A 25,048-nucleotide genomic window follows, 5' to 3' on the forward strand; every position below is an offset into this window, starting at 1 on the left:
TTAAAAATATGTAACGCGAAGCCACAAAGAACAACGCCGCTGTGCCAACAAAGATTGCACCAAACCAACAAACTAGCGCACGTTAATCGCTTGGTTTTGCCGCTATAGAAAACGAAACGCGAGCAATGCCGCAACAAAACGATAAACTAAAGCCATTAAAACCCGAAAACCTGCTAACGCCCGCCACAAACGCGAGCAACTTGTTGCGAGTCGAGCGCCCAACGGGCGCGTTTTTGATGGCGTTTGTTATACATTTATAAGGATGCGGCATAAAAAATAGTACCTATGCCGCACAAAGCTGATGCAAAACCTAGAATACGAATCCGATTATTAAAAATATCCTGATCTACGGAAAAGCGCTCAGTGCGCTGCAGCCCCACTACAAAAAGCAAAATTGACAGCGCTAATAGCCCAAACATGGCAAACGGAGCTTTGTCAAAAAGTGCCACATAGCTTGCGAAAGCAACCAAAACTGACAGCGACATCCATAACGCAGCGAAGAAAATGCTTTTGGGTGGCTTTACAGAACTCAAATTTAACACTCCTGAATGTATAAAGCTGCCGTGCTGCTGGCCTTATTAGAAAATACGTGCACCAAGAAAACCAACAGCAAATAGGACACCCCCTAAGACGCCAATTAATGATACGGCCTTACGTGATAAAAATAATGTAGGTATTTCGGTTTTAAATGTCTGCATAAAGGGCAAAAAGTACATTTTTGGCATGAACACCAACTGCTGATGCTGCTAACTCTTTTCTTTCGATGAACATAATATACCCCACTTCTCTAACGCCCAAAACAAGCGCGCGGTACGCGTCGCCTGCCTTTGCTTGTTATAAACCATATTACTCACTTACTGCAGCCGATGCTGAACTTACATCTTTTTTAAGTACCAGAACCACAAGATAAACCAGTGCAAACGGTGGAATGATTGAAAGCACCACACCGAGCAAACAAGCCAAAATCGGCGTTTGTGTTTTACGACGACCGAGGTAATAGCTTAATGCACCGACAACCAATATGAATACAATCATGATCTCGCCGAGCAGCGTAGCATTAATATTCAAATGAACTCTCCTTGTGGTTTATAACGCTTATTGGGCGGAAACATCCGTATTTAAACACGGAATTTTCCGTTTTTGTAAATTTAGTGTTGACGACATTACAATGATTTTATATTGGGCACAATAGGTTATAGGAACAACTGAATTTTATGTGGTGGCAAATACGGAAATGTCGGTCTAACAACGCTAATTACGCATTTATAAGCGTATGTATGTAATTACAGCTCTTAGCGATAAAATAAAATATTGAATCACCGCTTTTGATAAAAGCGGTGATTCAACTATTGGCGGGTTTTAATTTACACTACTTTTGAATAGCGCTGCTGGCCTTGGCTTAAATATGCGTCGAAGCAGGCGCAAATGCTGCGTACCCATAAGCGCCCTGTGTCACTTACTTTAATACCTTGGGTATGTACTTCAACTAAGCCATCTTCAATAAAGGGTTGCAAGCGTATTAAGGCATCAGCAAAGTATTGCCAAAAATCGGCTAGCTGCCATTGCTGGCTAAAAGCAGCGGTATCTAGCTTAAAGTGACAAATTAGCTGGCTAATTAGTGCTGCTCGTAGCTTATCGTCGGCATTTAAACTAAAGCCGCGATCTATAGGTATATCGCCCTGCTCTATCGCTTTGTAATATTCTGGTAGCTCTTTGGTATTTTGCCACAACACGCCTTTTACTTGGCTAATGCTGGATACACCCAAACCAATTAGTGCGTCTTGTCCGGCGGTGGTGTAGCCCTGAAAATTACGTTGTAACTTACCGGCTTGTTGCGCCTTGGCTAAGGCGTCAGAAGGTTTGGCAAAGTGGTCCATGCCGATAAACTGATAACCGGCATCAACAAAGGCAGCAATGCCCATGCTTTGCAACTGCAGCTTAATATCGGGCGTGGGTAAGCTGTCGTTGTCGAGTTTGCGCTGGGCTGGGAAACGCTCTGGCAAGTGCGCATAGCTAAATAGCGAGATACGATCTGGGCTTAAGCGCACAATTTCATCTAAGGTTTGCTGAAAACTTTCCGGATGTTGAAATGGCAAGCCGTAAATTAAATCTAAGTTAATTGAGCTAAAGCCTAGCTGGCGACATAGTTGTACTTGATGGCGAATTAAATCGGTGTCTTGTACCCGATTAATCGCAATTTGTACTTTTTCATCTAAATCTTGCACACCAAAACTAACGCGGTTAAAGCCTAAATAACGTAAGTGCCCCAACTTGGCATCGCTACAGGTGCGCGGGTCAATTTCAATACTAATTTCAGCATCAGCGTTAATACTAAAGTGTTTATGCAACAACGCCATTAATTGGCTAAGCTGCACTTCAGTTAAAAAGGTTGGCGTGCCACCACCTAAATGCAATTGGTTAATGCGCTTATTAACTAATAAGGGCGCATATAAGGCCATTTCTTGTGCCAGTGCCGTTAAATAGGTATCAGCTTTGTCTTGGTGGCGAGTAATAACTTTATTGCAGCCACAGTAGTAGCATAGCTTTTGGCAAAACGGGATATGGATATATAGGCTTAGCTCGTCGGCGCTTTCGCCAATGGCGCGAGTAATTAATGTGCGGTCAAACTCGGTGCTTAATGCCAGCGCAGTAGGGTACGAGGTGTAACGTGGGCCATTAATATTGTACTTACTGATTAACTTTGCATCCCACTGTATTGCGCTCATATTTACCTCTGTTATTTAGTACGCTTGGCTATTAAGCGCCGTTATTATAGCGGTGCCCGTGGTGCTAAACTTTGATCTGCCGCAGCTGTAACTACTTCGCGTTGTTGTTGCACCAGCCAATTTAAACAAGCGGGTAATGGTTTTGGCAAACGGGCAATACCAATGCTATCTAGCAAGTTTTTGCAATACAAACCCAACTCGGTGTCACCTAGCATTAATAAGCGGCGGCGAAAAAACAGCGTATCAGGGTCAACGCTATTGTTAATCATTGCCAAGAAATCTGCCGAGCTAGCACGTATTAGCAAATCTTGCTGCGGGCTTTGCATATCAACCTTAAGCTGCTTGCCTTGTAACTGTATGGCAAAGCTTAACTGATAGTCGCTTACCTCGATTACTACCGTTTTACCGGTTAAAAATGCCAGCTCGCCGGTTTTACATTCTGGGCGAAAAAAGCTGTTCAGCGCCAAGGATAACAGGCTGGCTTGCAGCGGTTTGGGTGCATAGCGGTTAAGTTGTTGCATCAAAGTGGGTATACCCGCTACCAAATTATGGTTAACTCTTTTTATATCAATCATATAGGCTTACTCCGGCGATATAGCACCCTATAATAAAACCACAGTTAACCCCGCCTGCGCTATAACCTGTCAGAGGTAGCAAGGTGGCAGCAACCTCAGGAACACTATGGAACTGTTATGTCCGGCCGGAAGCATGCCAGCCTTAATCGCCGCAATTGAAAACGGTGCCGACGCGGTGTATGTGGGTTTAAAAGACGATACTAATGCCCGCCATTTTGCCGGCTTAAATTTTGATCAAGGCAAATTAGAACAGGCGGTGCGTTATGTGCACCAGCATGGCAAAAAAATACATGTCGCTATTAATACTTTTGCCCACCCCGATAACTGGCAGCGCTGGCAACATGCGGTAGATAGCGCGGTTGCCGCCGGTGTTGACGTGCTTATTATTGCCGACATGGCCGTATTGGCCTACGCCGCCGAACGTTACCCTTATGTAGAACGGCATTTATCGGTGCAAGCGTCGGCCACCAATGCCGCTGCTATTGAGTTTTATCGCCAGTTTGGCGTTAGCCGCGTGGTGCTACCGCGGGTGTTATCGTTACAACAAGTGCGCGCTTTGGCCCGTAGCTGCGATGTCGATTTAGAAGTATTTGCCTTTGGTAGCTTATGCATTATGGCCGAAGGCCGTTGTTATTTAAGCTCGTATATGACCGGTGAATCACCCAATACTGCGGGTGCCTGTTCGCCCGCTGCTTTTGTGCGCTGGGACGAGCAAGATGGCCATTTAGAATCACGTTTAAACGGCATTTTAATTGACCGTTTTGCGCCAAATGAAACTGCAGGTTACCCTACGTTGTGCAAAGGCCGTTTTACGGTCGGCGAAGACACCTACCACGCGCTGGAAGAACCTACTAGCTTGAATACCCTAGATATTTTACCGCAATTACACGCCGAGGGCATTAAGTCGTTAAAAATAGAAGGCCGGCAGCGCAGCCCGGCTTATGTCGCGCAAATTACTCAAGTATGGCGCGCCGCCATTGATGCGGTAATGAAAGATCCTGAGCATTTCGCGGTGCAAAACCATTGGCAGCAAACCTTAGCCGGTTTATCTGAAGGCAGCCAAACTACCCTTGGCGCTTATCATCGAAAATGGAAATAACGCTATGAAATTCTCATTAGGGCCGGTGCAATATTTTTGGCCTAAAGCGCAAATGCAGCAATTTTATCAAGATGCCGCCGATAGCAGTGTAGATATTGTTTACCTAGGCGAAACCGTATGCAGCAAACGGCGTGAATTAAAATTTGAAGACTATATGGCCATAGGCCATATGTTACGTGACGCTGGCAAGCAAGTGTGCTTATCGTCGATGACCTTGTACGAAGCACCGAATGAGCTGCGCGAGCTGCGTAAATATATCGACAATGGTGAGTTTTCAGTTGAAGCCAATGACGTTGGCGCAATTGCTATGTTGCAAGAAAAAGCCTTGCCGTTTGTCGCAGGTGCGGCCATTAACTGTTATAACCAGCATAGCCTGCGCCGCTTAGTTGGCATGGGCTTAACCCGCTGGGTAATGCCGGTAGAGTTATCGCAACATTGGTTAGATACGCTATTAAGCCAAAGTGTTATTCAAGATATTCGCGATTGCTTTGAAACCGAAGTATTTGCCTTTGGCCATTTGCCGTTAGCATGGAGCGGCCGTTGCTTTACTGCACGTTCAGAAAACCGCGCCAAAGATCAATGTGAGCTGTGCTGCATTAAATACCCACAAGGGCGCGAAGTAGCTAGCCAAGATGGGACCTCGGTATTTGTGTTAAATGGTATTCAAACCCAGTCTGGTTACTGTTATAACCTTATAAACCAATTACCTACTATGCAGGGCATGGTAGATGTAGTACGGTTAAGCCCACAAGTAACAGGCACCTTTGATTGGTTAGAGAAATTTAAAGCCAATCTTAACGGTAATGCACCGCAAGCCCTTTCAAAAACCGATAGCAATGGCTATTGGCTTAGCTTAGCCGGCATGGCCAGTGGTTAATTTTCAGGATAAATAATGACTCCACACAGTACTAAAATTGGCATAGTAACGGTTAGCGATCGCGCCAGCGCGGGCGAGTATCAAGACTTATCGGGCCAAGCAATTATCGACACCTTAAACGACTATTTAACCAGTGAATGGCAGGCGGAATATCGGCTTATTCCGGATGAGCGTGAGCTAATAGCACAAACCCTAATAGAACTGGCTGATGAGTCTGGTTGCTGTTTAATTGTTACCACCGGTGGCACTGGGCCATCAAAGCGTGACGTTACCCCAGAAGCTACCGAAGCGGTGTGTGATCGCCTAATGCCAGGTTTTGGCGAGCTAATGCGTACTGAGTCATTAAAGTATGTGCCAACGGCCATTTTATCACGGCAAACGGCGGGCCTACGTGGCAGCTGCTTAATAATTAACTTACCGGGTAAGCCCAAGGCAATTCGCCAATGCTTAGATGCGGTGTTCCCTGCGGTGCCTTATTGCATTGATTTAATGGATGGGCCCTATTTAACCTGCAACGAGCAAGTAATAAAACCATTTCGGCCGAAAAGCTAATTAGCCCTATTAGCGTCTAATTAAAAATAGAGATATTAACGGCGAATTAAAAATAGCCATACCAATAACAGCAAGGTTACAAACCAAAAGCCTGATAATAGTTGCCAAAACAATAGCGGGTTAGCTTTGCGTTCTTGCTTTACCTCTTCGTGCAAAAATGCGGGGTTTGGCTGCTGCAAGTCACGCAGTAAGCTAGTAATACTTTGATAGCGTTCAGCGAGATCTAGGCTTACACCTTTTTGTAACGCACGGTCAAACCAGGTTGGTATAACGGGGTTAAATTGGCTAGCACTTAGGTAGCGTAATTTGTCGTAATCGCGTGCAGTGCGACACTGCTCTACCTTATCGCCATAGGGTAAATATCCACCGCTAAATAGCTCATAGGTAATGGTGGCTAAAGCGTAAATATCGCCCTGAACACCCGAGTTGTGGCCTAATAAATAATGTGGATCAGAATATACCGCTGTGCCTAAGGCAGCGTCTTGCTGCAGTGGGCTGTATATTTCGGCTAGCCCCGCCACATATACCGAGCCAAAATCGACAATTTTTAAACTGCCATCGGCTAGATAAATAATATTACCCGGTTTTAAATCTTGATGTACCGCGCCCATCCGATGAAAAGCTTTTAAGCCTTCGGCTATCTGTTTTACCAGCTTTATTGCCTGTGACGGTTTTAACGGTTTGGCTTGCAACTCTAGCCACTGCTCAAGATCTTGGCCGTTTAAATGCTCCATTAAATAATATAAAAACGTGCGTGGCCGACATTGGCGAATAACCTTAACCACGTATGGGCTTTGAATGCGCAGACCAATCCATTCTTCGCGAATAAAACGGTCAATGTATAAGGCATCATCGTCGTAGTTTATCGACGGGCATTTCAGCACGTACTCTTTGCCATCAAGTTCATCTGCAACCAAATACAAATGGCTGCGGCTACTGGCAAATAAGGTTTTTATTACTTTATAGCCATCCAGTTTCATGCCAGGGTTTAACGCCGGCGGAAAGGGTAAACGGGTTAGCGTTTGGTTTAAATCATCAAAGCTTTGTTCGGGTATGGCTTCTACGTTTATCACTATGGCACTTAAGTTATCATCGCTGCGATTTGTTTTAGCCAAGGCGAGCAAGCTATCGCAGCACTGCTTGGCATCACTAATTTGCGATAATTGCTGCTGTAAAACACTATCGTTAATAAAGTCGCTGATACCGTCAGAGCATAGTAAAAACCGATCGCCGGCTTGAATGCTAATGCTGCCCTGCTGCGCTTTTACTTGCGCATCCATACCTAGCGCGCGGCCTAAAAACTGGCGCTGTTCAGACAATACCGTGGTGTGATCTTCTGATAACTGCTTTAAAACGCCAGTACGCCAATGGTATAGCCGACTGTCGCCGATATGAAAAAAGTGCGCGGTTTGTGATTTCAACACTAGCGCAGTAAAGGTAGTAAGAAAGCCTTTTTGTTGCTGACTAAAACTATGACTTAGCTCGTATAATTCATTATTAATGGTCGCCAGTAGCTGCTCGGCACTGTAAGTTACCGACCAGCTATCAGGCGTTTGCATATACTCTTGGCAAAAACGCTGCACTGCCGTTTTACTGGCTTGTTGCCCCGCCTCTGCAGTACTAACCCCGTCGGCGACCACAAAACAGGCGCCCTTAAAGGTAAGCAAGTGGGTATCGTCAGGCACATTACAGGCAACCGCATCTTCATTTATCGGCTTGATACCTGCGTTAGTGCCGCTGGCTAGGCTTAGTTTAAGCTGCTGCATACCCACCTTTAATGTTGCTGTTAAAACGGGACTTTATTTATGCCATACTGATTTAGCCGACACTAATACGGTGCACCGTGCCGTCTTCACCAATTTCAGTAATATGACCTTTGGGGTCGTCTAAAAACATTACCGCAAATAGCCCTACCAGTGCTGAAGCTGCAATAACATAGAAAAAGTTACTGTAGCTCACGTAACTTAACACCGTTAAATAAATTACCGCACCAACGTTACCATAAGCACCGGCCATACCGGCAATTTGGCCGGTCATGCTGCGTTTAATCAGTGGCACTATAGCAAATACCGCGCCTTCACCGGCTTGCACAAAGAAGCTACAAGCCATAGTGGCAAATACCGCTAGTGGGATCCACCAATGGCTGTCCATTAAACCCATCACAAAATAGCCCGATGCCAAACCAGCAATTAAAATTAACATACTTTTGCGTCGGCCAAATTTATCAGAAAACCAGCCGCCCATTGGTCGTGAAACTAAATTCATAAAGGCAAAACCCGATGCCAATAAACCCGCTTCAATAGCGGTTAAGCCTTCAAAGGTTTCTAAGAAATACAGCGGCAACATTGACACTACCGCTAGCTCAGAGCCAAAGGTAGCAAAATAGGCCACGTTAAGTATGGCAACTTGTTTAAAGCTGTATTTATCTGCCTCGGGTACGCCAGTGCGTAAATGCTCGGCGTTAATGCGCCATGTTTGCTGTGTTTGCAGTACAAGCAAAACGGCCAGTAACGCCCACAATGCATACATCATATTAATAGAAAACAAATTTACGCCAGAAGGTGATAAGCGCCACGCCAACATGCCTAATGCTAAATGCATAGGAATATTCATTAGCATAAGCAAATACAGATCGCGCCAGCTAGTTACTACCATAGCACCGGTTTTTTTCGGTTTAAAATATACCGACCCCTTGGGCGTATTGCGGGCAAAATAGTAGAAAACTAAGGCGTAAACGGCACTGATCACACCAACAGACGCAATAGCATAGCGCCAGCCATCTTCGCCACCAAAGGTCAGTGCTAATGCAGGTAGTGTCATCGCAGCAGCGGCCGAACCAAAGTTACCCCAGCCACCATAGATACCTTCAGCCGTACCTACTTGATGATGCGGAAACCACTCCCCCACCAAGCGAATGCCGATAACAAAACCAGCACCGACAAAGCCAAGTAAAAAACGGAACATCGCAAGTGCCGCATAGGTTTGCGCAAAGGCAAAACCAATACACAGCAACGCGGATATAAATAGTACCACGGTATAAATAATACGTGGGCCGTAACGGTCAACCAGCATTCCCACCACAATACGCGCCGGAATAGTCATGGCCACGTTTAAAATAAGCAGGGCTTTAATTTGCGCATCGGTTAAGGCTAACGCTTCTTTAATATGAATAAGTAAAGGCGCATGGGCAAACCAGATAACAAAGGTTAAAAAGAATGCAAACCAAGTAAGGTGTAACATTTTGATTTTTTGCTCGGCAAAGTTTAGTAGCTTTATGCCACCATTATCTTGCCCAGAAGCTGCAGTGCCCATAATATCCTCCTACGGATACCTAAATAAACTTTAGCAAGTGTAAAGACTAAATAAGCCGAAATCATTGATGCAAAACAAAGCCACAACATCACTTTTATTAATAAAAATAGGCAGATACCACTAATTTGGTAAGCAATAACCTAACGTACAGCCACAGTTAATCGCCAGCCGCTACCCATAAAGTGATAGTTAAAAACACTGACGTTTAGTAAATTGCGCGTTAGAGGTACACCCTTAGAAGCTGCTGCGCTACTGCGTTTAGGCGTTAGAATAAAACCACTTACACTGTAGGAGCCAACTATGCTTCTTTCTGCACCGGCCAATACTCTGCCCCAAGCCACGCTTAACGGTGCGCGGCGTGCATTGCTTATGGCAACTTTGGCGTTTGCAGCCTGCTTTTCGGTTTGGACGTTATACGCAGTAATGGGCTTAACACTGCGTCAGCAATTGACACTATCGGCAACGGAGTACGGCATTTTATTAGCCACACCGATATTAAGTGGCGCGCTGTTTCGCATTCCGCTGGGGCTAATGGCCGACCGCTACCGCGCACGAAACTTATGGGGCTATTTAATGCTCGCCGTATTACCGGCTTTAGCATTGCTGCCACAAATTAGCAGTTACAGCGGCTATTTATGCTTGGGTTTATGGTTTGGTATTAGCGGCGGCGCGTTTACGCTGGGTATACGCTATGTCTCAGACTGGTTTAGTTCAGACCGGCAAGGCTTAGCACTGGGGTTATTTGGTGTGGGTAATGCCGGTGTAGCACTTACCTTTATTTTAGTGCCATTAATACAACATTATGCTGGCTGGAACTGGATTGGCCCCATATACGCAGTGGGTTTAGCTTTTATTGCACTACTGTTTTTCGTACTAGCGCCAACCTTACCCCTAGCCTATCGCGCCACAACCGCACAGCCTAACGCTTCGGCATTAAACTTAAAGCAATTAGTTAGCGATGCCAGAATTTGGCGTTTTGGCCTGTATTATTACTTTGTATTTGGTAGTTTTTTAGCCCTACTGTTGTGGCTACCGCAGTATTATATGCAGGCGTATCAAATGACTGAGCCGCAAGCAATGGCATTTACGCTGTTTTTTGTTGCTACCTCCAGTATGATACGCGCACTAGGTGGCTGGTTTGCCGATCGCTACGGCGGCCGTGCGGTAAACTGGGGCGTATTCTGGGTATGCATTGTCTGTTTGTTTTTCTTGAGTTATCCCCCCACTACTTTAGTGATCCACGGTGTAGAAAAGGACGTGCAACTAGAAATTTCAATGAATGTCTGGTGGTTTACGCTACTTATTTTTATTATTGGCGTAGCCCAAGGGCTTGGCCGAGCTAGCGTATATAAAGTATTACATGATTATTATCCGCGCCATATGGGTAGTGCTGGTGGCTTTGTTGGTGCCATTGGTGCACTAGGTGGCTGCACGCTGCCAATATTGTTTGGTATGGCACAAGATATTCTCGGTATTGTTACCGGCTGCTTTATGATTTTGTATGGCGTGTTAGCGCTGTGCATGATTACCATGTTTTTTGCTAATCAGGCTGCGCGCTATCAATATAAGCTACACCGCGCTCGCGAACATAATTTTTTACTGGACGAGGATGACTAATGCAAATCACCGATCTAGCCACTGAGCAAAAGCTATCACCGCTGCTGCGTCAGGCGTTTAGACCCATGTTTTTATTTGGCGCAGCTTTTAGCGCCATTGCTATATTACTTTGGGTATTAGCGCTCACTGGCAATATTCAGTTAACGCCATTTCGTGACGTAATGTTTTGGCATAGCCATGAAATGATCTTTGGCTTTGTTAGTGCCATCATCGTAGGCTTTTTACTTACAGCAGTGCAAAACTGGAGTGGCCTGCGCGCCACTCACGGTAAAACACTCTTCGTTATTGTTGCACTGTGGTTTAGCGCTAGGTTGTTGCTGTTATTTGGCGCCGGCTTACCACTATGGTTAGTGGCTGGCGTTGACCTACTATTTTTACCGTTATCCGCCGTTTTACTCGCGATACCGCTAGTTAAAACTGGGCAAAAACGTAACCTGTTTTTTATACCGGTATTATTACTAATCACCGCATGTAACGCGTTAATGTATATCGGCGTGGCGTACAACCGTTATGACATTCAGCAACTGGGCAGCCAAAACGCGGTGTGGTTAATTACCTTGTTAATGGCAATTGTCGGTGGCCGCGTGCTGCCAATGTTTACCGCTAATGGCACACAAACGAAAAAAGCGGAAGCCATAATTTGGGTTGACCGCATTGCACTAACTTCGTTATGGCTTATTTTTGCGCTGCACTTTTTAAACATAGCGACACGCTTACCTAGTTTGGCAATCAGTATCTTGTTTGCTATTAGTGCCATTTTTACTGCGATACGCTGTTTTCGCTGGAAATTTTGGCTCACCGTTAAGGTGCCATTACTTTGGTCGTTACATATTGCCTATTGGTGTATTCCGATTGGCTTAGCCTTATACAGTGCACGTTATGCTGGCGTTAATATTAGCAATAGCATAGCGCTGCATACCCTGACTGCCGGCGCTATGGGTTCAATGATTCTATCGATGATGGCGCGGGTATCATTAGGCCACAGTGGCCGAGTATTAAAACCTAAAACTATTATGTCGCTGGCGTTTATCTTAGTTATTATTGCCGCCATTAGCCGCACCGTGCTGATTGGCTTTTGGCCAGAGCAAACCATGCAATGGTTATGGTTAGCGGCTATTGGCTGGGTAACCGCCTATACCTTGTATGTGATAGTGTATTTTCCAGTGCTGACGACACCAAGACCCGATGGTCGTCCGGGTTAAGCCGACAAGACAAAACGCAGTAGCTTACCTATGAAGAGGTAAACACTACTGCGCTTTGATTTATATCAAGCCGCTAGCCTGTAGCGGCTTTACACTGAAATTCATCGTTATATTGCATGGAATTCAGTATGAACACCGAACAGCACCACAAACCCTTGGTTTATTCATGCTCTGGTTGCTCTAATGTAGCGCAGCTAGCTAATGATCTGGCCGTAGTACTAGACCGTGAAGGCTCAGCCGAGATGTCTTGCATTGCGGGTATCGGCGGTAACGTTAAACAACTGGTTAAGTTGGCTAAATCTGGGCGGCCGATTCTAGCCGTGGATGGTTGTGCTTTAAACTGCGTTAAAAAAACACTCGCAACAATAGATGTAGTGCCAACCTGGCATCTTGAATTAACGTCGTTAGGGTATAAAAAACGCGAGCGTGAAGACTGCGGTTTAGCCGAAACCTATGCGCTAATGAAAATGGTACACCAAGATATTTTAGCGCCGATGGCGAACCCTAATTAAACCTGAGCACACACACTGCAAGCAGGATCTTTAGCTAAATTAAATTGCCGCCACTGGCTGTGCATGGCATCGAACAGTTGTAGCTTGCCAAACAACGGGTTACCTAGTTTTGCCAGTATTTTTACGGCTTCAAGCGCTTGCATAGTGCCAACTATGCCTACGACGGGGCTTAAAATTCCGGCTTCCATACAACTCAGTTGCTGTTCACCAAATAACTGACTTAAACAGTGATAACAGGCTTGTTCGCCATTCATGCTAAAGCTAGCAACTTGGCCTTCCAGACGAATGGCTGCGCCTGATACCAGCGGTACTTTAGCGACCACACAGGCCGCATTAATGGCATTGCGGGTGGCTAAATTGTCGCTGCAATCTAATACCAAAGAAAACTGCGGTATTAGCGTTAACAAGTCCTCTGCCGTTAGGCGTTTATTGATTGCTGTTAATGTAATGCCACTGTTCAATGTGGTTAAACGTTGTCGCGCTTGCTCAACTTTTGCCAAACCAATATCGGTTTCACTATATAAAATTTGCCGCTGCAAGTTTGAGCTATCAATATTGTCATCATCAACCAGTGTAATATTGCCGACACCCGACGCCACCAAATAGGGGGCTGCGGCACAGCCCAAGCCGCCCATGCCGATAACAAGCACCTTGCTGGCTAATAGTGCTTCTTGGCCGTGAAAATCTAGCGCCGGCAGCATCAGTTGTCGGCTGTAACGCATCGCCTGCGCAGGGGTTAAAATATCAGTCATGGTTTTGCTCTATCTGTTCGGGTCGGCACCATAGCCATACTGCTACGGCAAGTAAAAATAACGGCAATGCCAGCTTCATGCCCCAAGGCGCGGCCGAAAACTGGAGCATTATGGCACTTAATGCCATCATTATGCTGGCCAGATATTTAGCGCGCCGCGACACGATACCGTGCGCTCGCCATTGTTGTATTGGTGGGCCAAGTGTGGGATGAGCTAATAGCTTTTGCTCTAATGCTGGCCAGCCTTTGCCGGCGGCCCAAGCACTTAATAATACAAAAGGTACCGTGGGCAAACCCGGTAAAGGTATACCAATTAACCCCAGTATTAGGCTAACAATAGCCAGTGTTCGCCATGCTAACACTCGTGTAAACTGCCACATTATTTTAAACCCAGCCGCTGGGCTAATTTATGCAGGTTACTGGGATCTAACTCTAGCTGTCGTGCGGCTTGCGACCAACTGCCCTTATTTTGTTGTAATGCCGTTTCTATCATTTGCCGTTGCAGCTGGCTTACTGCTAACTTAAGTGGAATTGCTAAGTTATTGCTAGCTAATACGTTTTGCGCATTTTGCGCGCTATGCAGCACAGCAGCAGTTACGCTATCAATATCAAGCAGCTCCGCACCTAGAGTAACAATATCTGTGCGCGCCACGCCTTGGCTTAAAGCTTTTATCGCCGCGCGGCTAATAACATGCTCTAGCTCTCGCACATTACCCGGCCAATCGTAACTGAGTAACGCTAATTCGGCTTCTGGCGATAAACGCAGCGCGCGTAAGCCTAAACGACCCCTGTTTTGCTCAAGAAAGTGTCCCGCTAATAACGGGATATCGTCGCGCCGCTCCCGCAGAGGTGGAATAGGCAGCGGATATACGGATAAGCGATGATACAAGTCAGCACGAAACTCGCCCTGCTTGACCTGTTGTTTTAAATCGCGGTTTGTTGCCGCCACCAAACGCACGTTTACCTGGCGTGGTTTATCTGAACCCAAGCGTTGTATTTCACCATTTTGCAGTACCCGTAACAGCTTAGCTTGCACACCCAGTGGTAACTCACCTACTTCATCTAAAAACAAGGTGCCGCCATCGGCGGCTTCAAACCGACCAGCGCGTTCAGTATGGGCACCAGAAAATGCGCCCTTGTTATGACCAAATAATTCACTTTCAGCCAAGCTTTCTGGCAAGGCCGCACAGTTAATGTAAATAAGTGGTTTACCCGAGCGTGACGAACTACGATGTAAATGCCGTGCAAACAGTTCTTTACCTACGCCAGTTTCACCCAGCAATAACACCGGCAAATCTGAGGTGGCCACCACCGTTAGCTCTTGCAGAATTTGCTGCAATACTTTGCTTTGTCCTATTAGCTCATAACGCTGCTGTGCCGCAGGTTCAAATTGCTGACTACCATTTTGATGGTTTAATCTTAGCGCACGGTTAGCTTGCTCTAGCTCAGTAATACGCACCGCCGCTTCAACAAATAAGCTAAAACGTTGTAGTTCAAATAGTGTCGCTTCGGAAAAGCTGCCAGCTTGTAACGCGTCTAAAGTTAGTACGCCCCAGCAACGGCCTTCTATGTATAACGAAATGCCCATGCAATCATGCACCGGCAAGGCGTGGCCAGGCTTTTCTGCCAGCAAGCCATCGTACGGATCCGGCAATTCAGAGTCAGGTTCAAACCGCACCGGATTGCGACTGGCTAATATTGCCGCCAACCTTGGGTGTTCAGCCACCGTAAAACGTCGGCCCAACGCATCACGCACTAAACCATACATAGCCACTGGCTTTAACACATCATGTTCTAGCTTTAATAAGCCAACCGCACCGCACGTAAAATGGTTGCATAGCGTGGTTACCAAACGCTGCAACCTAACTGCTGCTGGTAAATCTGTTACCAAATCAACAACTAAAATCTCTTCCAGCATGGTAGTTTTTACCTTTGGGTACATTAAACCCGAAATTGAGTGGGTGTAATGTACCATGACACATAATAAAGCTATATAAATCAAAGGTGGTAGTTTTGGCCTGACTCTTGCTCTTTAACTGTAGTCGCGTGCAGGACGCGGAATATTTCGTTAAGTATGCAGGAGTTAGTATGCAATTATTAGATCAGTCTTTAGGCCAAATTGCCACATCAGTAGCCGGTGCCACAGCGGTATTTCATCAGCATAAATTAGATTTTTGTTGTGGTGGCCAGCACAGCTTACGCGACGCATTAGCGAAAAAAGGCCTGCCAGAACAAGATATTGTTAATGCCTTAACCGCATTAACTTTACAGCCAGTTCAGTTTACCGATTGGCGCAAAGCACCAACTAAAGAGTTAATAACGCATATTTTAGAACGTTTTCATCAACGTCATCGTTTACAGTTACCAGAGCTTAGCCGCTTAGCGCGTCGGGTTGAGCATGTGCACGGTGATGACCCAAGTTGCCCTACCGGTTTAACTGATCACCTTGATGATATGTATCAAGAATTAGAAAGCCATATGATGAAAGAAGAACAAATTTTGTTTCCAATGCTAGCTGGCGGTATTTATCCTGCTGGCCCGATAAGCGTAATGGAAGAAGAACATATACAGCACGGTGATGCGTTAGAAAAACTTGAGCTATTAACTAACAACATTACGCTGCCAGCACACGCATGTAATACTTGGACGGCGTTATACATTGGTTTAAAAGAGCTTAAAGAAGATTTAATGCAGCACATTTTATTAGAAAACGAAATTTTGTTTGTGCAACCTAAAGCCAAAGCGCACGGCGAAGGTGGTGTGTGCTGCGGTGGTTGTCAGTAGTTTTTAGCCGTATCTAACCTGTGTTAGTGCTTAAGCATTAACACAGGTTTATTCCACTGTTTAGGTCCGCTTATTAACTTAATAATTGCAGTTTGGCTAACTCGCTATACAGCTCGCTAGTTTGCATTAGCTCTTGGTGGGTGCCGCTGGCAATAATCTGGCCTTTATCTAATAACAAAATACGATCGGCGTTAATCACTGTCGCTAAGCGATGGGCAATAATTAATGTGGTTTTACCCTGCATCAGATGATCTAGCGCTTGTTTAACCTGCAGCTCGCTTAACGCATCTAATGCGCTGGTGGCTTCATCTAACAGCAACACAGGTCGGTCGGCTAGTATGGCTCTGGCAATAGCAATACGCTGCTTTTGTCCACCCGATAACCGTACACCACGCTCACCTAGCTCGGTGGCATAACCGGCGCTAAACTCCTGAATAAACTCATCAGCGCGCGCAGCAATACAGGCTTGGCGCACTTCAGCTTCAGTAGCATCGGGCCGGCCATAACGCACGTTTTCTAACACAGAGCTGGCAAAAATAACCGAGTCTTGTGGTACCAAAGCAAATTGTGCCCGTAGCGTGGCTAAATCTAATAAGCTGATATCGGTATCATCGAGTAAAATTTGCCCTGAACTAGGTAAATAAAAACGCTGCAATAATTGAAATAACGTGGTTTTACCCGCGCCGCTGGGGCCAACTAATGCTACCCGCTCACCGCGTTGTATCGTTAAATTAAGCTGATGCAGCACGGTTCTATCTGCTACTTGTGGGTAAGCAAAGCTAAGTTGCTGCAAACGAATATTCCCTTGCACCGGCAAGCTAAGTGATACTGGCTGCGCTGGTGAGCCAATGTCTACCGGTGCACTGACTAACTCAATTAGGCGATCGGCGGCACCCGCCGCCCGTTGAATGTCGCCAATTACCTCGCTGATGGTCGCGGCTGCACCTGCCACCATCACCGCATAAAACATAAAAGCCGTAAGCTGACCGGCCGTAACGTTACCGTGCATCACATCTCGTGCGCCGACCCAGCTAATTAATACCATGGCGCTAATACTTAGCAACATAACGCCAGCAATAAGCATGGCACGATATAAAATCCGCCCTTCTGCTGCCTGCATTACTTGCTCAATACGCCCAGCAAACAGCTGTTGATCACGTGGTTCGTGGCCGTATGATTGCACGGTATGAATTTCGTGTATGCTTTCATCAACGTACGCACCAACATCGGCTAGCCTATCTTGACTGGCACGCGACAATTTACGCACCTTACGGCCAAGAATAATAATCGGCAGCAGTACTAAAGGCACAGCCAACAGCACCAAACCGGTCATTTTAAAACTAGTTAATGCCATCATAACCAAGCCACCCACTGCGGTAACAGCCGAGCGCAAGGCCATAGATAAACTTGAGCCAACCACACTTTGTAATAATGTGGTATCGGCGGTAAAACGCGAAATGACTTCGCCCGTGCGCATTTGGCTATAAAACGTTGGCGAGAGCTTTAACATATGCTGATATAGCTTATTACGAATATCGGCGCTAACCCGCTCACCTAGCCAGCTCATTAAGTAAAATCGGCAGAAAATAGCGGCGGAAGAAAGTAAACACAGCAACAAGATAGCAACGGTAATTTGGTTTAGCTTATCGGTATTATTGGCAACAAAGCCGTCATCGACCAACATGCGCACGCCCTGTCCCAGCGCCAGCCAGCCAAGCGAACCAATCAGTAAAAACAGTAATGCCAGCAACACACGTTTACGATACGGCTGTAAAAAGCCAACAATCCAGGGCAATACCTTTGGTTGCGACATTAATTAGGTGTCCTTTGTTTATTCGGTGTCGGGAATATACCAGTCTGTCCAGCTATAGGTCAGTGAATATACGGCAAAGCTAGAGAACTCAGAGATCAGCTTGCTATAAAAATCAAAGTTAGACAGGTTGACGGTAAACATACAATTACCGTTACAGTTTAGCTCGCGAAAGGTTTGGCTGGACGTCGATAACACCTTGCTGTGCATATTGTGTTGTTTAACCAGCTGATTTACCCGCCACGCATGAAAATCGCTAGTAACAATATAATCGGGTTTCAATTCAGTTCTTGCCGCTAGGCTATTAAATTCTTGATAAGTATTTTCGCCGCCATCAATACAGTCTACCGCAACTTGTTTATGTTCAATTAACGACTTCAGCTTATTTAAATACGGCTTACAATGCTTACTGGTCATCAGTACGCTTGCGCCCTCTGCTGGTAATAATTCGGCCAAATGTTGTATACGCGCACTAGCGCAGGCCGTTAATTTATCGTCTGTGCCACCGCAGCCCAATAATACCACTGCACTGCCAGGTGCTATAGCATGGCTAACCGTTTGGCCGACATAAAGGCTACGAAATTGATTAGCAATAAAATTATTACCACTTAAATAATAAAACAATAACAACACCAGCAAACCTTTCTTACGATAGCAGATATAGGCAGCCACCAAGCCTAACAACGTAAGATTATGTGGATATAAAAACGGTTCAAAAAAATCTTTCACGCGCTCTCCTTCTGTTGGCGTAAATGATGGCTAACGCCAAGCTTATCCGGTTGCAATAGCAATACCGCGGTTAACGCCCAAGGCAGCCAGAGCATACCGGATGTCATAATATGCCCCACTACCGAGGAGACGGTTAATAACAAAACGTTAAGCAAGATTAAACAACGAGCCATACCGCTCGCCCGAGCTTGCCAGCTACGACGAATAAATAGGCTAAAGGTGAGTAAGAAGGCGAATAATCCGGGTAAACCATGAAATATCAGTAAGTCAAACCAGTCTAATTCAGCAAAGTATTTTTTAAGATACAAACCTACTCCACCCTGACCAACGCCAAGATAGCGCTGCCATTCGCTATAATGTTGGCTGGTAGTTTGCCAAATTTTGCCGGCATAATAATCGCGTGATGACAGCAAGATGCCGCTAATGCCGCGCTGGTGGTAAACAAACGTTAACTTGTCGTAGATACCTAGGCTACGAAGCAAATATTCGCCATTAAGCCATACCAGTAATAACACTAACGCCAGAACTACTGCTCCTGCTAGCAAGCCAAGCCGCTTTTGCTGCCAAAATGGCGCAGGCTGCAACAGCAGCGGAACAAATAACACCAACACTAAGACACCAAAGAGGCCGGTTTTAGTGAGCATAAGTGCCGCTGCCGCCACGGCTAATAAGCTAATGATGAGATAACGTGGTTTGTGTTGGGGCCAACTGAGCGCCAGCACGGCCGCAGATAGCACCAATAGCACTGCGGATAGCTCGTTGGTTGAGTAGAAAAAACCTTTAATACCCAAAAACGATTGCGCTACGCCCTCTAGCGGTTGGTAAGCATTAAAACCCAAACCAGCCAGCCCAGCCAATATGTTCACTAACAAGACTAAGGCGGAAAAATACAAACTGCGTTGGCACAATAACCGACAGTGTTCTGGCATGCGCTGTGACAACGCCGACAAATAAGCAAACGCCAGTAACGGACTAATGATTTTTAGCGCTAACTGTAAATCAGCCTGTATCCAGCGCATTGGTAGCGCTGACCAATGTAACCCTGGGCCGATTAGCAGCAAAACCAACAACAGCGCTAAACCAGACACGAGCTTTGGCTTTTGTGCTACTAACGAAACCGTCATTAAGCTTAACAGTAGTAATTTATAAATACTGGCTAAGGCAAAACTGCTACCGGTATATTGCAGTAATGCGCCATTGACGCAGTCAACTAATAGAAACAGCGGAATAATACGCAGCAGCAGCGCATCACTGTTGCGCTGCCAGTTAGACACGAAATGAATTGGCATTATTTTTTAAATAGCCCACTAACGCCTTTACTAAACATTTTAATACGCCAGCGACTAAGCACACCAAGCTTATGTTTTATATAGTAACGCCACTTTAGCTTTACTAAGCCAAAACGTGTGCTATTTATCAGCTGCATAAAACTAAGCGGAATATGCTCCATACTTTGGCGATAAAACATTTGGTTATGTAAATTACGCTCATTCATTAAAGCTCGGTGTTTCGACACAAACTGCTTATGTGCATCTAAACGCTTTGGTGAATTAGTAATGCGACCTAGTTCATGGCCAACATTAACTTTATACGTCGGCTCGGCAATACGCAGCGCAGGGCCAAAACCTAGCACCACACGCACCCACATGTCATAGTCTTGAAACGCCGCTAACGACACATCAAAACCGCCAAGTTGCATCATACGCTCGCGCCGCACTAAAGCTTGATTAGATAAGCTATGTAAATCAAGCAATTGTGGCAAACTAACCACTTCTCTTGTCGCAAACAGTTGCTTTTGTACCGTGCCGTAATCCCAAATATAGCCCGAGCAGACGCAGCTATATTTGTCATCATAGGCCTGATATAAACTGGTTAAACGATTAGGTAAAAACTCATCGTCGTCGTCAATGCCAGTAACAAAATCGCCTTTAGCCTGTTCAATTGCTCGATTACGGGCAGCACAGGCGCCTTGACCAGTACTCTGACGAAAAAAGCGTAGGCGCTCGTCATTAATATATTTATTAGTCAGTACCTGCCAAGTATCGTCGGTTGACGCATCGTCCACCACCAATAGCTCTATATTCGGGTAATCTTGTGCTAATACCGATTCAATCGCGCGAATAGCCATATTCACTCGGTTAAAGGTTGGCATGTAAACGCTGATCAAAGGTAAGTTTTGCTGAGTCATATCATTTCATCCGTGACATTAAATTTTGCCAGTCCAGTACCACCACAAATATCGTAGTAAACCTAATTGCCGGCCAATACGGCTGGGCTGAGACAACAAGCGGTAGGCCCATTCTAAATTAAGCTTACACCACAGTTCTGGTGCCCGTTTTACATTACCGGTATAAACATCATAAGTACCACCAACACCCATATAAAAACAATTTGGGTGTTGCGTTCGAATACGCTGGATCAGCAGTTCTTGTTTAGGTGAGCCCATAGCTATGCTGACAAAACGCGCGCCACTTTGCTTTATTTGCGCAATAAGTTCTGCTTCATCTTTAAAGTAGCCATCTACGGCGCCGACTAAATTGACCTGTTCTGCACGCAGTTTTTCTGCCGTTTGCTGATTTACGTCCGGTTTGGCACCAACAATAAATACTGGCACCTTAAATTGTGCCGCGCGCTTTACCAACTGCTGCCAAAGCTCACACCCCGGAATACGCTGTACGTTTTTCTTTAAACGCTTACGCATTACCTTTACTACACCAATACCATCGGCATAGCGGATATCAGCCGCGTTAATTACCGCTTCAATATCAGGGCTACGCATCGCCGTGAGCACTTTCTCAGGGTTTATCGCAATAGCTGAACCGGCATAAACGCTACCATCAGGGCGAATAATAAATTCCATTAATTGCTGCATATCGGCAAATGCCGATACCATTACTGGGCCAATTTTCACTTCAGCAATAGGTTGCTGTAATTCTGCTACCGCTTGGTTCATAACACAACTCTCTGATATATCTGTTGTAATTCGTTAACTACCTGACCTAGCAAATACTGCTCCGCACTGGTGCGACTATGCAGTTGCATAGTGTGATACTGCTGTGGCGTTTGCTGAAAAAACTGCTCTAACGCGTATGAAAACCGGTTAATTACTGTGACTTCGTCGCCTTGTTGGCTTATAAGTACGCCGTTAACACCGCTAACTAATTGCTCAGCACTGCCATCCGTTTGGCTGGCAATCACTGGCGTATAACAGGCCATTGCCTCTGCCATGACTAAACCAAAGGCTTCATGGCGCGATAAACTAATAAAACACCGCGCTTGCCGATATAGCTCTTTTAACGCTGCGCTATCTTTTGGCCCAACCACCAACACATTAGGAAACTGCTGCGCTGCAAGCTGTAATTTTTCCAACCACGGCCCAGAACCGGCAATGACTACTTTCTTATCTTTTACTACCGGCAATAAAGCTAATAAGCGGTCCATGCCTTTATTCTGATCTAGGCTACCTACATATAAAACATCAATCGTTTTGTCCTGCCAAGATACAGGTTCAACCACACGAAACAACTCGCTAATGCCAGCAGGTAACACCTGAGCCTGTTTTACTGGCAAACTAAAATGTTGCGCCAAGGCTTTACTGGCGAAAATCCACTGGTCAACCTTGGTTGCACACCACGTATACAACTTGCCTGGTGGTTGATATTTATAAATATCACTGCCATGACAGGTAACAACAATTTTAACTTTAGGGTTACGCAGTGCTTTATACAATAATGCTAGCCAAATCGTCGGATAATAAAAATGTACATGTACAATATCAAAACGACGCCGACTAAGCATATAACGCCAAATAAAATCGAGTATAAAAACAGGGTATTTCAATAACTTGTTCAGCAAAGAGTCACTGTGCCAGCGCATATAATGATAACTAGGATGAAGCGCCGCAAGGGCCCACACTTGGTTATGCACAAACTTCCCCTGAAACGGTGAAGATGGCTTGGGCCCCATGTTGCTCACAATCAAGATATTATTATTTATGCTTTGCACGCTGAACTTTCACCCTGACAGCCTGACAGACTGTGTACAATACTTGTTGCTTGATAAAAAAACACTTAGTTTATATCGCTTTGCGTATTAAACCCTGAACTATAGTAATAACCGATTTCAGCTGACGCTTGGCTGAATAAACACTAACACTTGTTAACAACCGGATCGGTAAATGCCAACACACTTACTTTTCGCTATCAGCGCTTTTTTCGCGGCCTGCGCCGCCATCTGGCTATTATATCCATTATCGGTGCGCGTCGGCTTAGTTGATGTTCCGCGTGGCCGTAAACAACATCAAGGTGCGGTGCCGTTAATTGGCGGCATTGCTACCTACTGCGGCCTTTGTGTAGCTATGCTTTTATTTGCCGACTCCAGCGTTGAGCCACTATATTACTTAGCCTGCGCCGGTGTTATTGTTATTTTAGGTGCCTTTGATGACTACCTAGATTTAAGCGTAAAGCTGCGTTTAGCGGTACAAACCTTAGTCGGTTTAGCCATGACCTACAGTCTAGATTTACATCTTGCCAGCTTAGGTAATTTATTTGGTATGGGCCAAGTAGAGCTAGGCGTGCTGGGTTTGCCTATTACGCTGGTTGCAGTTATTGCCGCAATTAACGCTTTTAACATGACCGATGGCATCGACGGCTTAGCCGGCATGCTAAGCTTAGTCAGTTTTAGCGCTATCGCGATTTTTATGGCATTGTGGGGGCAGCCTTTACATGCCATGTTCGCTATGGTGATTGTGCTGGCAATGCTGCCTTATTTAGCCTGCAATTTAAATTTAATACCCGGTAAACGTATTTTTCTCGGTGATGCCGGCAGTATGCTGATTGGGTTAAGTGTAATTTGGTTGCTTATTGTTGGCACCCAAAGTGAAAGCGCCAGCTTTCGTCCAGTGACGGCACTGTGGATCATTGCCATTCCACTAATGGATATGATAGCGATAATGGTACGCCGCATCCGCAAAGGTCAGTCGCCATTTCAAGCCGACCGTGAGCATTTGCACCATATTTCGCTGCGTTTAGGCCTAAGCTCGCGTGAATCATTAGCATTAATAACCGCTTTGGCTAGTATTTTTGCCTGTATTGGCATTATTGGTGAGTATTTATTAGTACCCGATATCGTTATGTTGCTGCTATTTTTACTGGTATTTACCGGTTATTTATATTTGCTACAAAACATCTGGCGTATTATTTCGCACGTTCGTAGACAACGGCTACAGCACAAATTTCCTAGGGTTATTAAGTAGTGAAAATAATTAAGAAAATTTTAATCAACCTCAAATACTTACTCTTAAATCCACTTCACCTAGCTAAAGGTTACTTATGAGCAAACCGTTTTACGTCGAAATTAAAGGTGTTCAGTTTCGCAATAAAGGCGCCTATTTAATGTTACTGGCCTGCCTTGATGGCTTAAAGCAACTGCCGCACCCGATTGAACTGGTGCTATCACCCGGCCCTAACTTGCCCTATCCAGAACGCGCCCGCTTAGGCGCTTGGCAAAAGCTGTCGTTTCGCCGTGGCGGCTTAGATTTAACGGCAGTGATTGGTAAGTTACCAAGCGCAATGCAACGCCTATTTAATCGCTACGGCATGGTAACCGAGCAGCAAATAGATTTAGCACTCGAAGCCAGTGGCTTTGCCTATGGTGATCAGTGGCCACTGCGTTTTTTACAAAACACCGCCAAAGAAGTAGTGCGTTTTGCTAAAGCCGGTAAGCCGTTTATTTTTATGCCCCAAGCTTTTGGCCCGTTTAAAAGCGAAGCCAGTAAAGCGGCGATGCGCGACATTGTTAACCATGCCACACTGGTATTTGTGCGCGATCCAGTATCTCTAGAACACGTAAAAGGCTGTGTTGGCACCCTACCCGATACTGTAGTGTTAACGCCTGATTTCACTGTAGGTTTAACCGCGCGCGCCAATGATGAAATACCGGCAATAACGCAGCCTTATGCTGCACTTATTCCCAATAATAAAGTGGTGTCTAAGTTTAACCACGCCAATGCTGAACAACTACGCAGTAATTATATTAATGCCTTTGCCGGCGCAGCGAATAAACTAAGCGCACAAGGTATGCAATGTGTGCTGGTAAACCATGAAGGCAAAGAAGACGCGCTGTTATGTGACGAAATTGCTGCCAAAGCGCCCTGCACTATAGTGCAAATAGAAGATCCGCTAGCGGTTAAAGCGTTTATTGGTAAAGCCGAGCTGGCTATTAGTTCGCGGTTTCATGGTGCAGTAAATGCACTAAGCCAAGGCGTACCTTGCATTGCTACCAGTTGGAGCCATAAATATCACGCGATGATGAGCGATTTTGGTATGGGCGAATATTGTGTTGCCGAACTAACAGAGCAAAGCTTACTTACGGCGCTAGAGCAGCTATTAACCCACAAAGTCGAACTGGCCAGTGAAATAAAAGTTAAAGCCGCAGCGTTAAAACAGCAAAACCAACAAATGTGGCAGAAGTTATATCAAGCTGTTAGTAAAACACACTAACA

Annotated in this window: 24 protein-coding genes; 9 read left to right on the top strand and 15 right to left on the bottom strand. The window is 45.5% G+C overall.

Translation table 11 applies throughout. The features are described 5' to 3' along the window. Positions 1-254: 254 nt before the first annotated feature. The 4 genes from MN199_RS07700 to ubiT all read right to left on the bottom strand — a co-directional run bounded on the left by MN199_RS07700 (position 255) and on the right by ubiT (position 3,301). Positions 255-542, bottom strand: a complete 288-nt coding sequence (locus tag MN199_RS07700; protein WP_335738976.1) for a hypothetical protein — start codon at positions 540-542, stop codon at positions 255-257. Between the two features lie 304 nt (positions 543-846). Further along, entirely contained in the window at positions 847-1,068 is a 222-nt protein-coding gene (locus MN199_RS07705) for a hypothetical protein (RefSeq protein ID WP_335738969.1), read from the bottom strand. 296 nt (positions 1,069-1,364) lie between these two features. Then, positions 1,365-2,726 carry an oxygen-independent coproporphyrinogen III oxidase gene (gene hemN, locus MN199_RS07710; RefSeq protein WP_335738977.1) on the bottom strand — a complete coding sequence of 454 codons (1,362 nt, stop codon included), beginning with the start codon at positions 2,724-2,726 and terminating at the stop codon, positions 1,365-1,367. Between the two features lie 44 nt (positions 2,727-2,770). Then, positions 2,771-3,301 (bottom strand): ubiquinone anaerobic biosynthesis accessory factor UbiT, encoded by a 531-nt coding sequence (ubiT, locus tag MN199_RS07715; protein ID WP_132584040.1) that lies wholly within the window; start codon positions 3,299-3,301, stop codon positions 2,771-2,773. 106 nt (positions 3,302-3,407) lie between these two features. Between ubiT and ubiU the strand changes: the two genes are divergently transcribed. Genes ubiU through mog form a run of 3 tightly spaced genes read left to right on the top strand, consistent with a single transcriptional unit; the run spans position 3,408 to position 5,829 of the window. Next, positions 3,408-4,400, top strand: coding sequence for a ubiquinone anaerobic biosynthesis protein UbiU (ubiU, locus tag MN199_RS07720; RefSeq protein ID WP_335738978.1), 993 nt, complete (start codon positions 3,408-3,410; stop codon positions 4,398-4,400). A gap of 4 nt (positions 4,401-4,404) precedes the next feature. Next, positions 4,405-5,277, top strand: coding sequence for a U32 family peptidase (locus tag MN199_RS07725; RefSeq protein WP_335738979.1), 873 nt, complete (start codon positions 4,405-4,407; stop codon positions 5,275-5,277). A 15-nt stretch (positions 5,278-5,292) separates the two neighbouring features. Next, positions 5,293-5,829 (top strand): molybdopterin adenylyltransferase, encoded by a 537-nt coding sequence (mog, locus tag MN199_RS07730; RefSeq protein ID WP_335738980.1) that lies wholly within the window; start codon positions 5,293-5,295, stop codon positions 5,827-5,829. Positions 5,830-5,864: 35 nt separating this feature from the next. On the opposite strand, the gene MN199_RS07735 is transcribed toward mog, so the two are convergent. Continuing rightward, positions 5,865-7,595, bottom strand: coding sequence for a bifunctional protein-serine/threonine kinase/phosphatase (locus MN199_RS07735; RefSeq protein WP_132584048.1), 1,731 nt, complete (start codon positions 7,593-7,595; stop codon positions 5,865-5,867). 52 nt (positions 7,596-7,647) lie between these two features. After that, entirely contained in the window at positions 7,648-9,141 is a 1,494-nt protein-coding gene (locus tag MN199_RS07740) for a NarK family nitrate/nitrite MFS transporter (RefSeq protein ID WP_335738981.1), read from the bottom strand. 300 nt (positions 9,142-9,441) lie between these two features. Between MN199_RS07740 and MN199_RS07745 the strand changes: the two genes are divergently transcribed. The 3 genes from MN199_RS07745 (at position 9,442) to MN199_RS07755 (ending at position 12,472) form a co-directional block, all read left to right on the top strand. After that, a complete protein-coding gene (locus tag MN199_RS07745) occupies positions 9,442-10,758 on the top strand; it encodes an MFS transporter (RefSeq protein WP_335738982.1) in 1,317 nt (438 codons plus the stop codon). Further along, positions 10,758-11,960 (top strand): NnrS family protein, encoded by a 1,203-nt coding sequence (locus MN199_RS07750; RefSeq protein ID WP_335738983.1) that lies wholly within the window; start codon positions 10,758-10,760, stop codon positions 11,958-11,960. The genes MN199_RS07745 and MN199_RS07750 overlap by 1 nt, the downstream gene beginning before the upstream one ends. A 128-nt stretch (positions 11,961-12,088) precedes the next feature. Further along, on the top strand, positions 12,089-12,472 hold the full coding sequence (locus MN199_RS07755; RefSeq protein ID WP_132584056.1) for a putative zinc-binding protein: 384 nt from the start codon (positions 12,089-12,091) through the stop codon (positions 12,470-12,472). On the opposite strand, the gene moeB is transcribed toward MN199_RS07755, so the two are convergent. The 3 genes from moeB to norR are packed head-to-tail and all read right to left on the bottom strand — an operon-like array spanning position 12,469 to position 15,141. Continuing rightward, positions 12,469-13,224: a molybdopterin-synthase adenylyltransferase MoeB gene (gene moeB, locus MN199_RS07760; protein WP_335738984.1), complete on the bottom strand. Its 756-nt coding sequence runs from the start codon at positions 13,222-13,224 to the stop codon at positions 12,469-12,471. The genes MN199_RS07755 and moeB overlap by 4 nt on opposite strands. Further along, entirely contained in the window at positions 13,217-13,603 is a 387-nt protein-coding gene (locus MN199_RS07765; RefSeq protein WP_132584060.1) for a YbaN family protein, read from the bottom strand. Before MN199_RS07765 ends, moeB begins: the two co-directional genes overlap by 8 nt. Then, complete coding sequence (gene norR / locus MN199_RS07770) at positions 13,603-15,141, bottom strand: nitric oxide reductase transcriptional regulator NorR (protein ID WP_335738985.1); 1,539 nt, start codon at positions 15,139-15,141, stop codon at positions 13,603-13,605. Before norR ends, MN199_RS07765 begins: the two co-directional genes overlap by 1 nt. A gap of 170 nt (positions 15,142-15,311) precedes the next feature. On the opposite strand from norR, the gene ytfE reads away from it, so the two are divergent. Next, positions 15,312-16,007 (top strand): iron-sulfur cluster repair protein YtfE, encoded by a 696-nt coding sequence (ytfE, locus tag MN199_RS07775; RefSeq protein WP_132584064.1) that lies wholly within the window; start codon positions 15,312-15,314, stop codon positions 16,005-16,007. Between the two features lie 73 nt (positions 16,008-16,080). Here ytfE and MN199_RS07780 read toward each other — a convergent pair whose 3' ends face one another. The 6 genes from MN199_RS07780 to MN199_RS07805 are packed head-to-tail and all read right to left on the bottom strand — an operon-like array spanning position 16,081 to position 22,473. After that, positions 16,081-17,820, bottom strand: coding sequence for an ABC transporter transmembrane domain-containing protein (locus MN199_RS07780; RefSeq protein ID WP_335738986.1), 1,740 nt, complete (start codon positions 17,818-17,820; stop codon positions 16,081-16,083). An 18-nt stretch (positions 17,821-17,838) separates the two neighbouring features. Then, the gene (locus tag MN199_RS07785; RefSeq protein WP_132584068.1) at positions 17,839-18,546 is read right to left on the bottom strand and encodes a YdcF family protein; all 708 of its coding nucleotides are present in this window, start codon (positions 18,544-18,546) and stop codon (positions 17,839-17,841) included. Continuing rightward, complete coding sequence (locus tag MN199_RS07790) at positions 18,543-19,835, bottom strand: O-antigen ligase family protein (protein ID WP_335738987.1); 1,293 nt, start codon at positions 19,833-19,835, stop codon at positions 18,543-18,545. Before MN199_RS07790 ends, MN199_RS07785 begins: the two co-directional genes overlap by 4 nt. Then, on the bottom strand, positions 19,835-20,734 hold the full coding sequence (locus MN199_RS07795; protein WP_132584072.1) for a glycosyltransferase: 900 nt from the start codon (positions 20,732-20,734) through the stop codon (positions 19,835-19,837). Before MN199_RS07795 ends, MN199_RS07790 begins: the two co-directional genes overlap by 1 nt. 18 nt (positions 20,735-20,752) lie before the next feature. Then, the gene (locus MN199_RS07800) at positions 20,753-21,499 is read right to left on the bottom strand and encodes a WecB/TagA/CpsF family glycosyltransferase (RefSeq protein WP_418338079.1); all 747 of its coding nucleotides are present in this window, start codon (positions 21,497-21,499) and stop codon (positions 20,753-20,755) included. Beyond that, entirely contained in the window at positions 21,496-22,473 is a 978-nt protein-coding gene (locus MN199_RS07805) for a glycosyltransferase family 4 protein (protein ID WP_335738988.1), read from the bottom strand. Before MN199_RS07805 ends, MN199_RS07800 begins: the two co-directional genes overlap by 4 nt. 250 nt (positions 22,474-22,723) lie before the next feature. On the opposite strand from MN199_RS07805, the gene wecA reads away from it, so the two are divergent. Continuing rightward, positions 22,724-23,800 carry a UDP-N-acetylglucosamine--undecaprenyl-phosphate N-acetylglucosaminephosphotransferase gene (gene wecA / locus MN199_RS07810; RefSeq protein ID WP_335738989.1) on the top strand — a complete coding sequence of 359 codons (1,077 nt, stop codon included), beginning with the start codon at positions 22,724-22,726 and terminating at the stop codon, positions 23,798-23,800. Positions 23,801-23,876: 76 nt separating this feature from the next. Then, a complete protein-coding gene (locus MN199_RS07815; RefSeq protein WP_335738990.1) occupies positions 23,877-25,046 on the top strand; it encodes a polysaccharide pyruvyl transferase family protein in 1,170 nt (389 codons plus the stop codon). The last annotated feature ends 2 nt before the right edge of the window (positions 25,047-25,048 follow it).

This window comes from Rheinheimera metallidurans (assembly GCF_036983985.1).
GTDB classification, from domain to species: Bacteria; Pseudomonadota; Gammaproteobacteria; order Enterobacterales; family Alteromonadaceae; genus Alishewanella; species Alishewanella metallidurans.

Coding starts and splice junctions, on each gene's coding strand:
- hemN (WP_335738977.1), bottom strand. CDS start 2,726: ATGAGCGCAATACAGTGGGATGCAAAGTTAATCAGTAAGTACAATATT.
- ubiT (WP_132584040.1), bottom strand. CDS start 3,301: ATGATTGATATAAAAAGAGTTAACCATAATTTGGTAGCGGGTATACCC.
- ubiU (WP_335738978.1), top strand. CDS start 3,408: ATGGAACTGTTATGTCCGGCCGGAAGCATGCCAGCCTTAATCGCCGCA.
- MN199_RS07725 (WP_335738979.1), top strand. CDS start 4,405: ATGAAATTCTCATTAGGGCCGGTGCAATATTTTTGGCCTAAAGCGCAA.
- mog (WP_335738980.1), top strand. CDS start 5,293: ATGACTCCACACAGTACTAAAATTGGCATAGTAACGGTTAGCGATCGC.
- MN199_RS07735 (WP_132584048.1), bottom strand. CDS start 7,595: ATGCAGCAGCTTAAACTAAGCCTAGCCAGCGGCACTAACGCAGGTATC.
- MN199_RS07740 (WP_335738981.1), bottom strand. CDS start 9,141: ATGGGCACTGCAGCTTCTGGGCAAGATAATGGTGGCATAAAGCTACTA.
- MN199_RS07745 (WP_335738982.1), top strand. CDS start 9,442: ATGCTTCTTTCTGCACCGGCCAATACTCTGCCCCAAGCCACGCTTAAC.
- MN199_RS07750 (WP_335738983.1), top strand. CDS start 10,758: ATGCAAATCACCGATCTAGCCACTGAGCAAAAGCTATCACCGCTGCTG.
- MN199_RS07755 (WP_132584056.1), top strand. CDS start 12,089: ATGAACACCGAACAGCACCACAAACCCTTGGTTTATTCATGCTCTGGT.
- moeB (WP_335738984.1), bottom strand. CDS start 13,224: ATGACTGATATTTTAACCCCTGCGCAGGCGATGCGTTACAGCCGACAA.
- MN199_RS07765 (WP_132584060.1), bottom strand. CDS start 13,603: ATGTGGCAGTTTACACGAGTGTTAGCATGGCGAACACTGGCTATTGTT.
- norR (WP_335738985.1), bottom strand. CDS start 15,141: ATGCTGGAAGAGATTTTAGTTGTTGATTTGGTAACAGATTTACCAGCA.
- ytfE (WP_132584064.1), top strand. CDS start 15,312: ATGCAATTATTAGATCAGTCTTTAGGCCAAATTGCCACATCAGTAGCC.
- MN199_RS07780 (WP_335738986.1), bottom strand. CDS start 17,820: ATGTCGCAACCAAAGGTATTGCCCTGGATTGTTGGCTTTTTACAGCCG.
- MN199_RS07790 (WP_335738987.1), bottom strand. CDS start 19,835: ATGCCAATTCATTTCGTGTCTAACTGGCAGCGCAACAGTGATGCGCTG.
- MN199_RS07795 (WP_132584072.1), bottom strand. CDS start 20,734: ATGACTCAGCAAAACTTACCTTTGATCAGCGTTTACATGCCAACCTTT.
- MN199_RS07800 (WP_418338079.1), bottom strand. CDS start 21,499: ATGAACCAAGCGGTAGCAGAATTACAGCAACCTATTGCTGAAGTGAAA.
- wecA (WP_335738989.1), top strand. CDS start 22,724: ATGCCAACACACTTACTTTTCGCTATCAGCGCTTTTTTCGCGGCCTGC.
- MN199_RS07815 (WP_335738990.1), top strand. CDS start 23,877: ATGAGCAAACCGTTTTACGTCGAAATTAAAGGTGTTCAGTTTCGCAAT.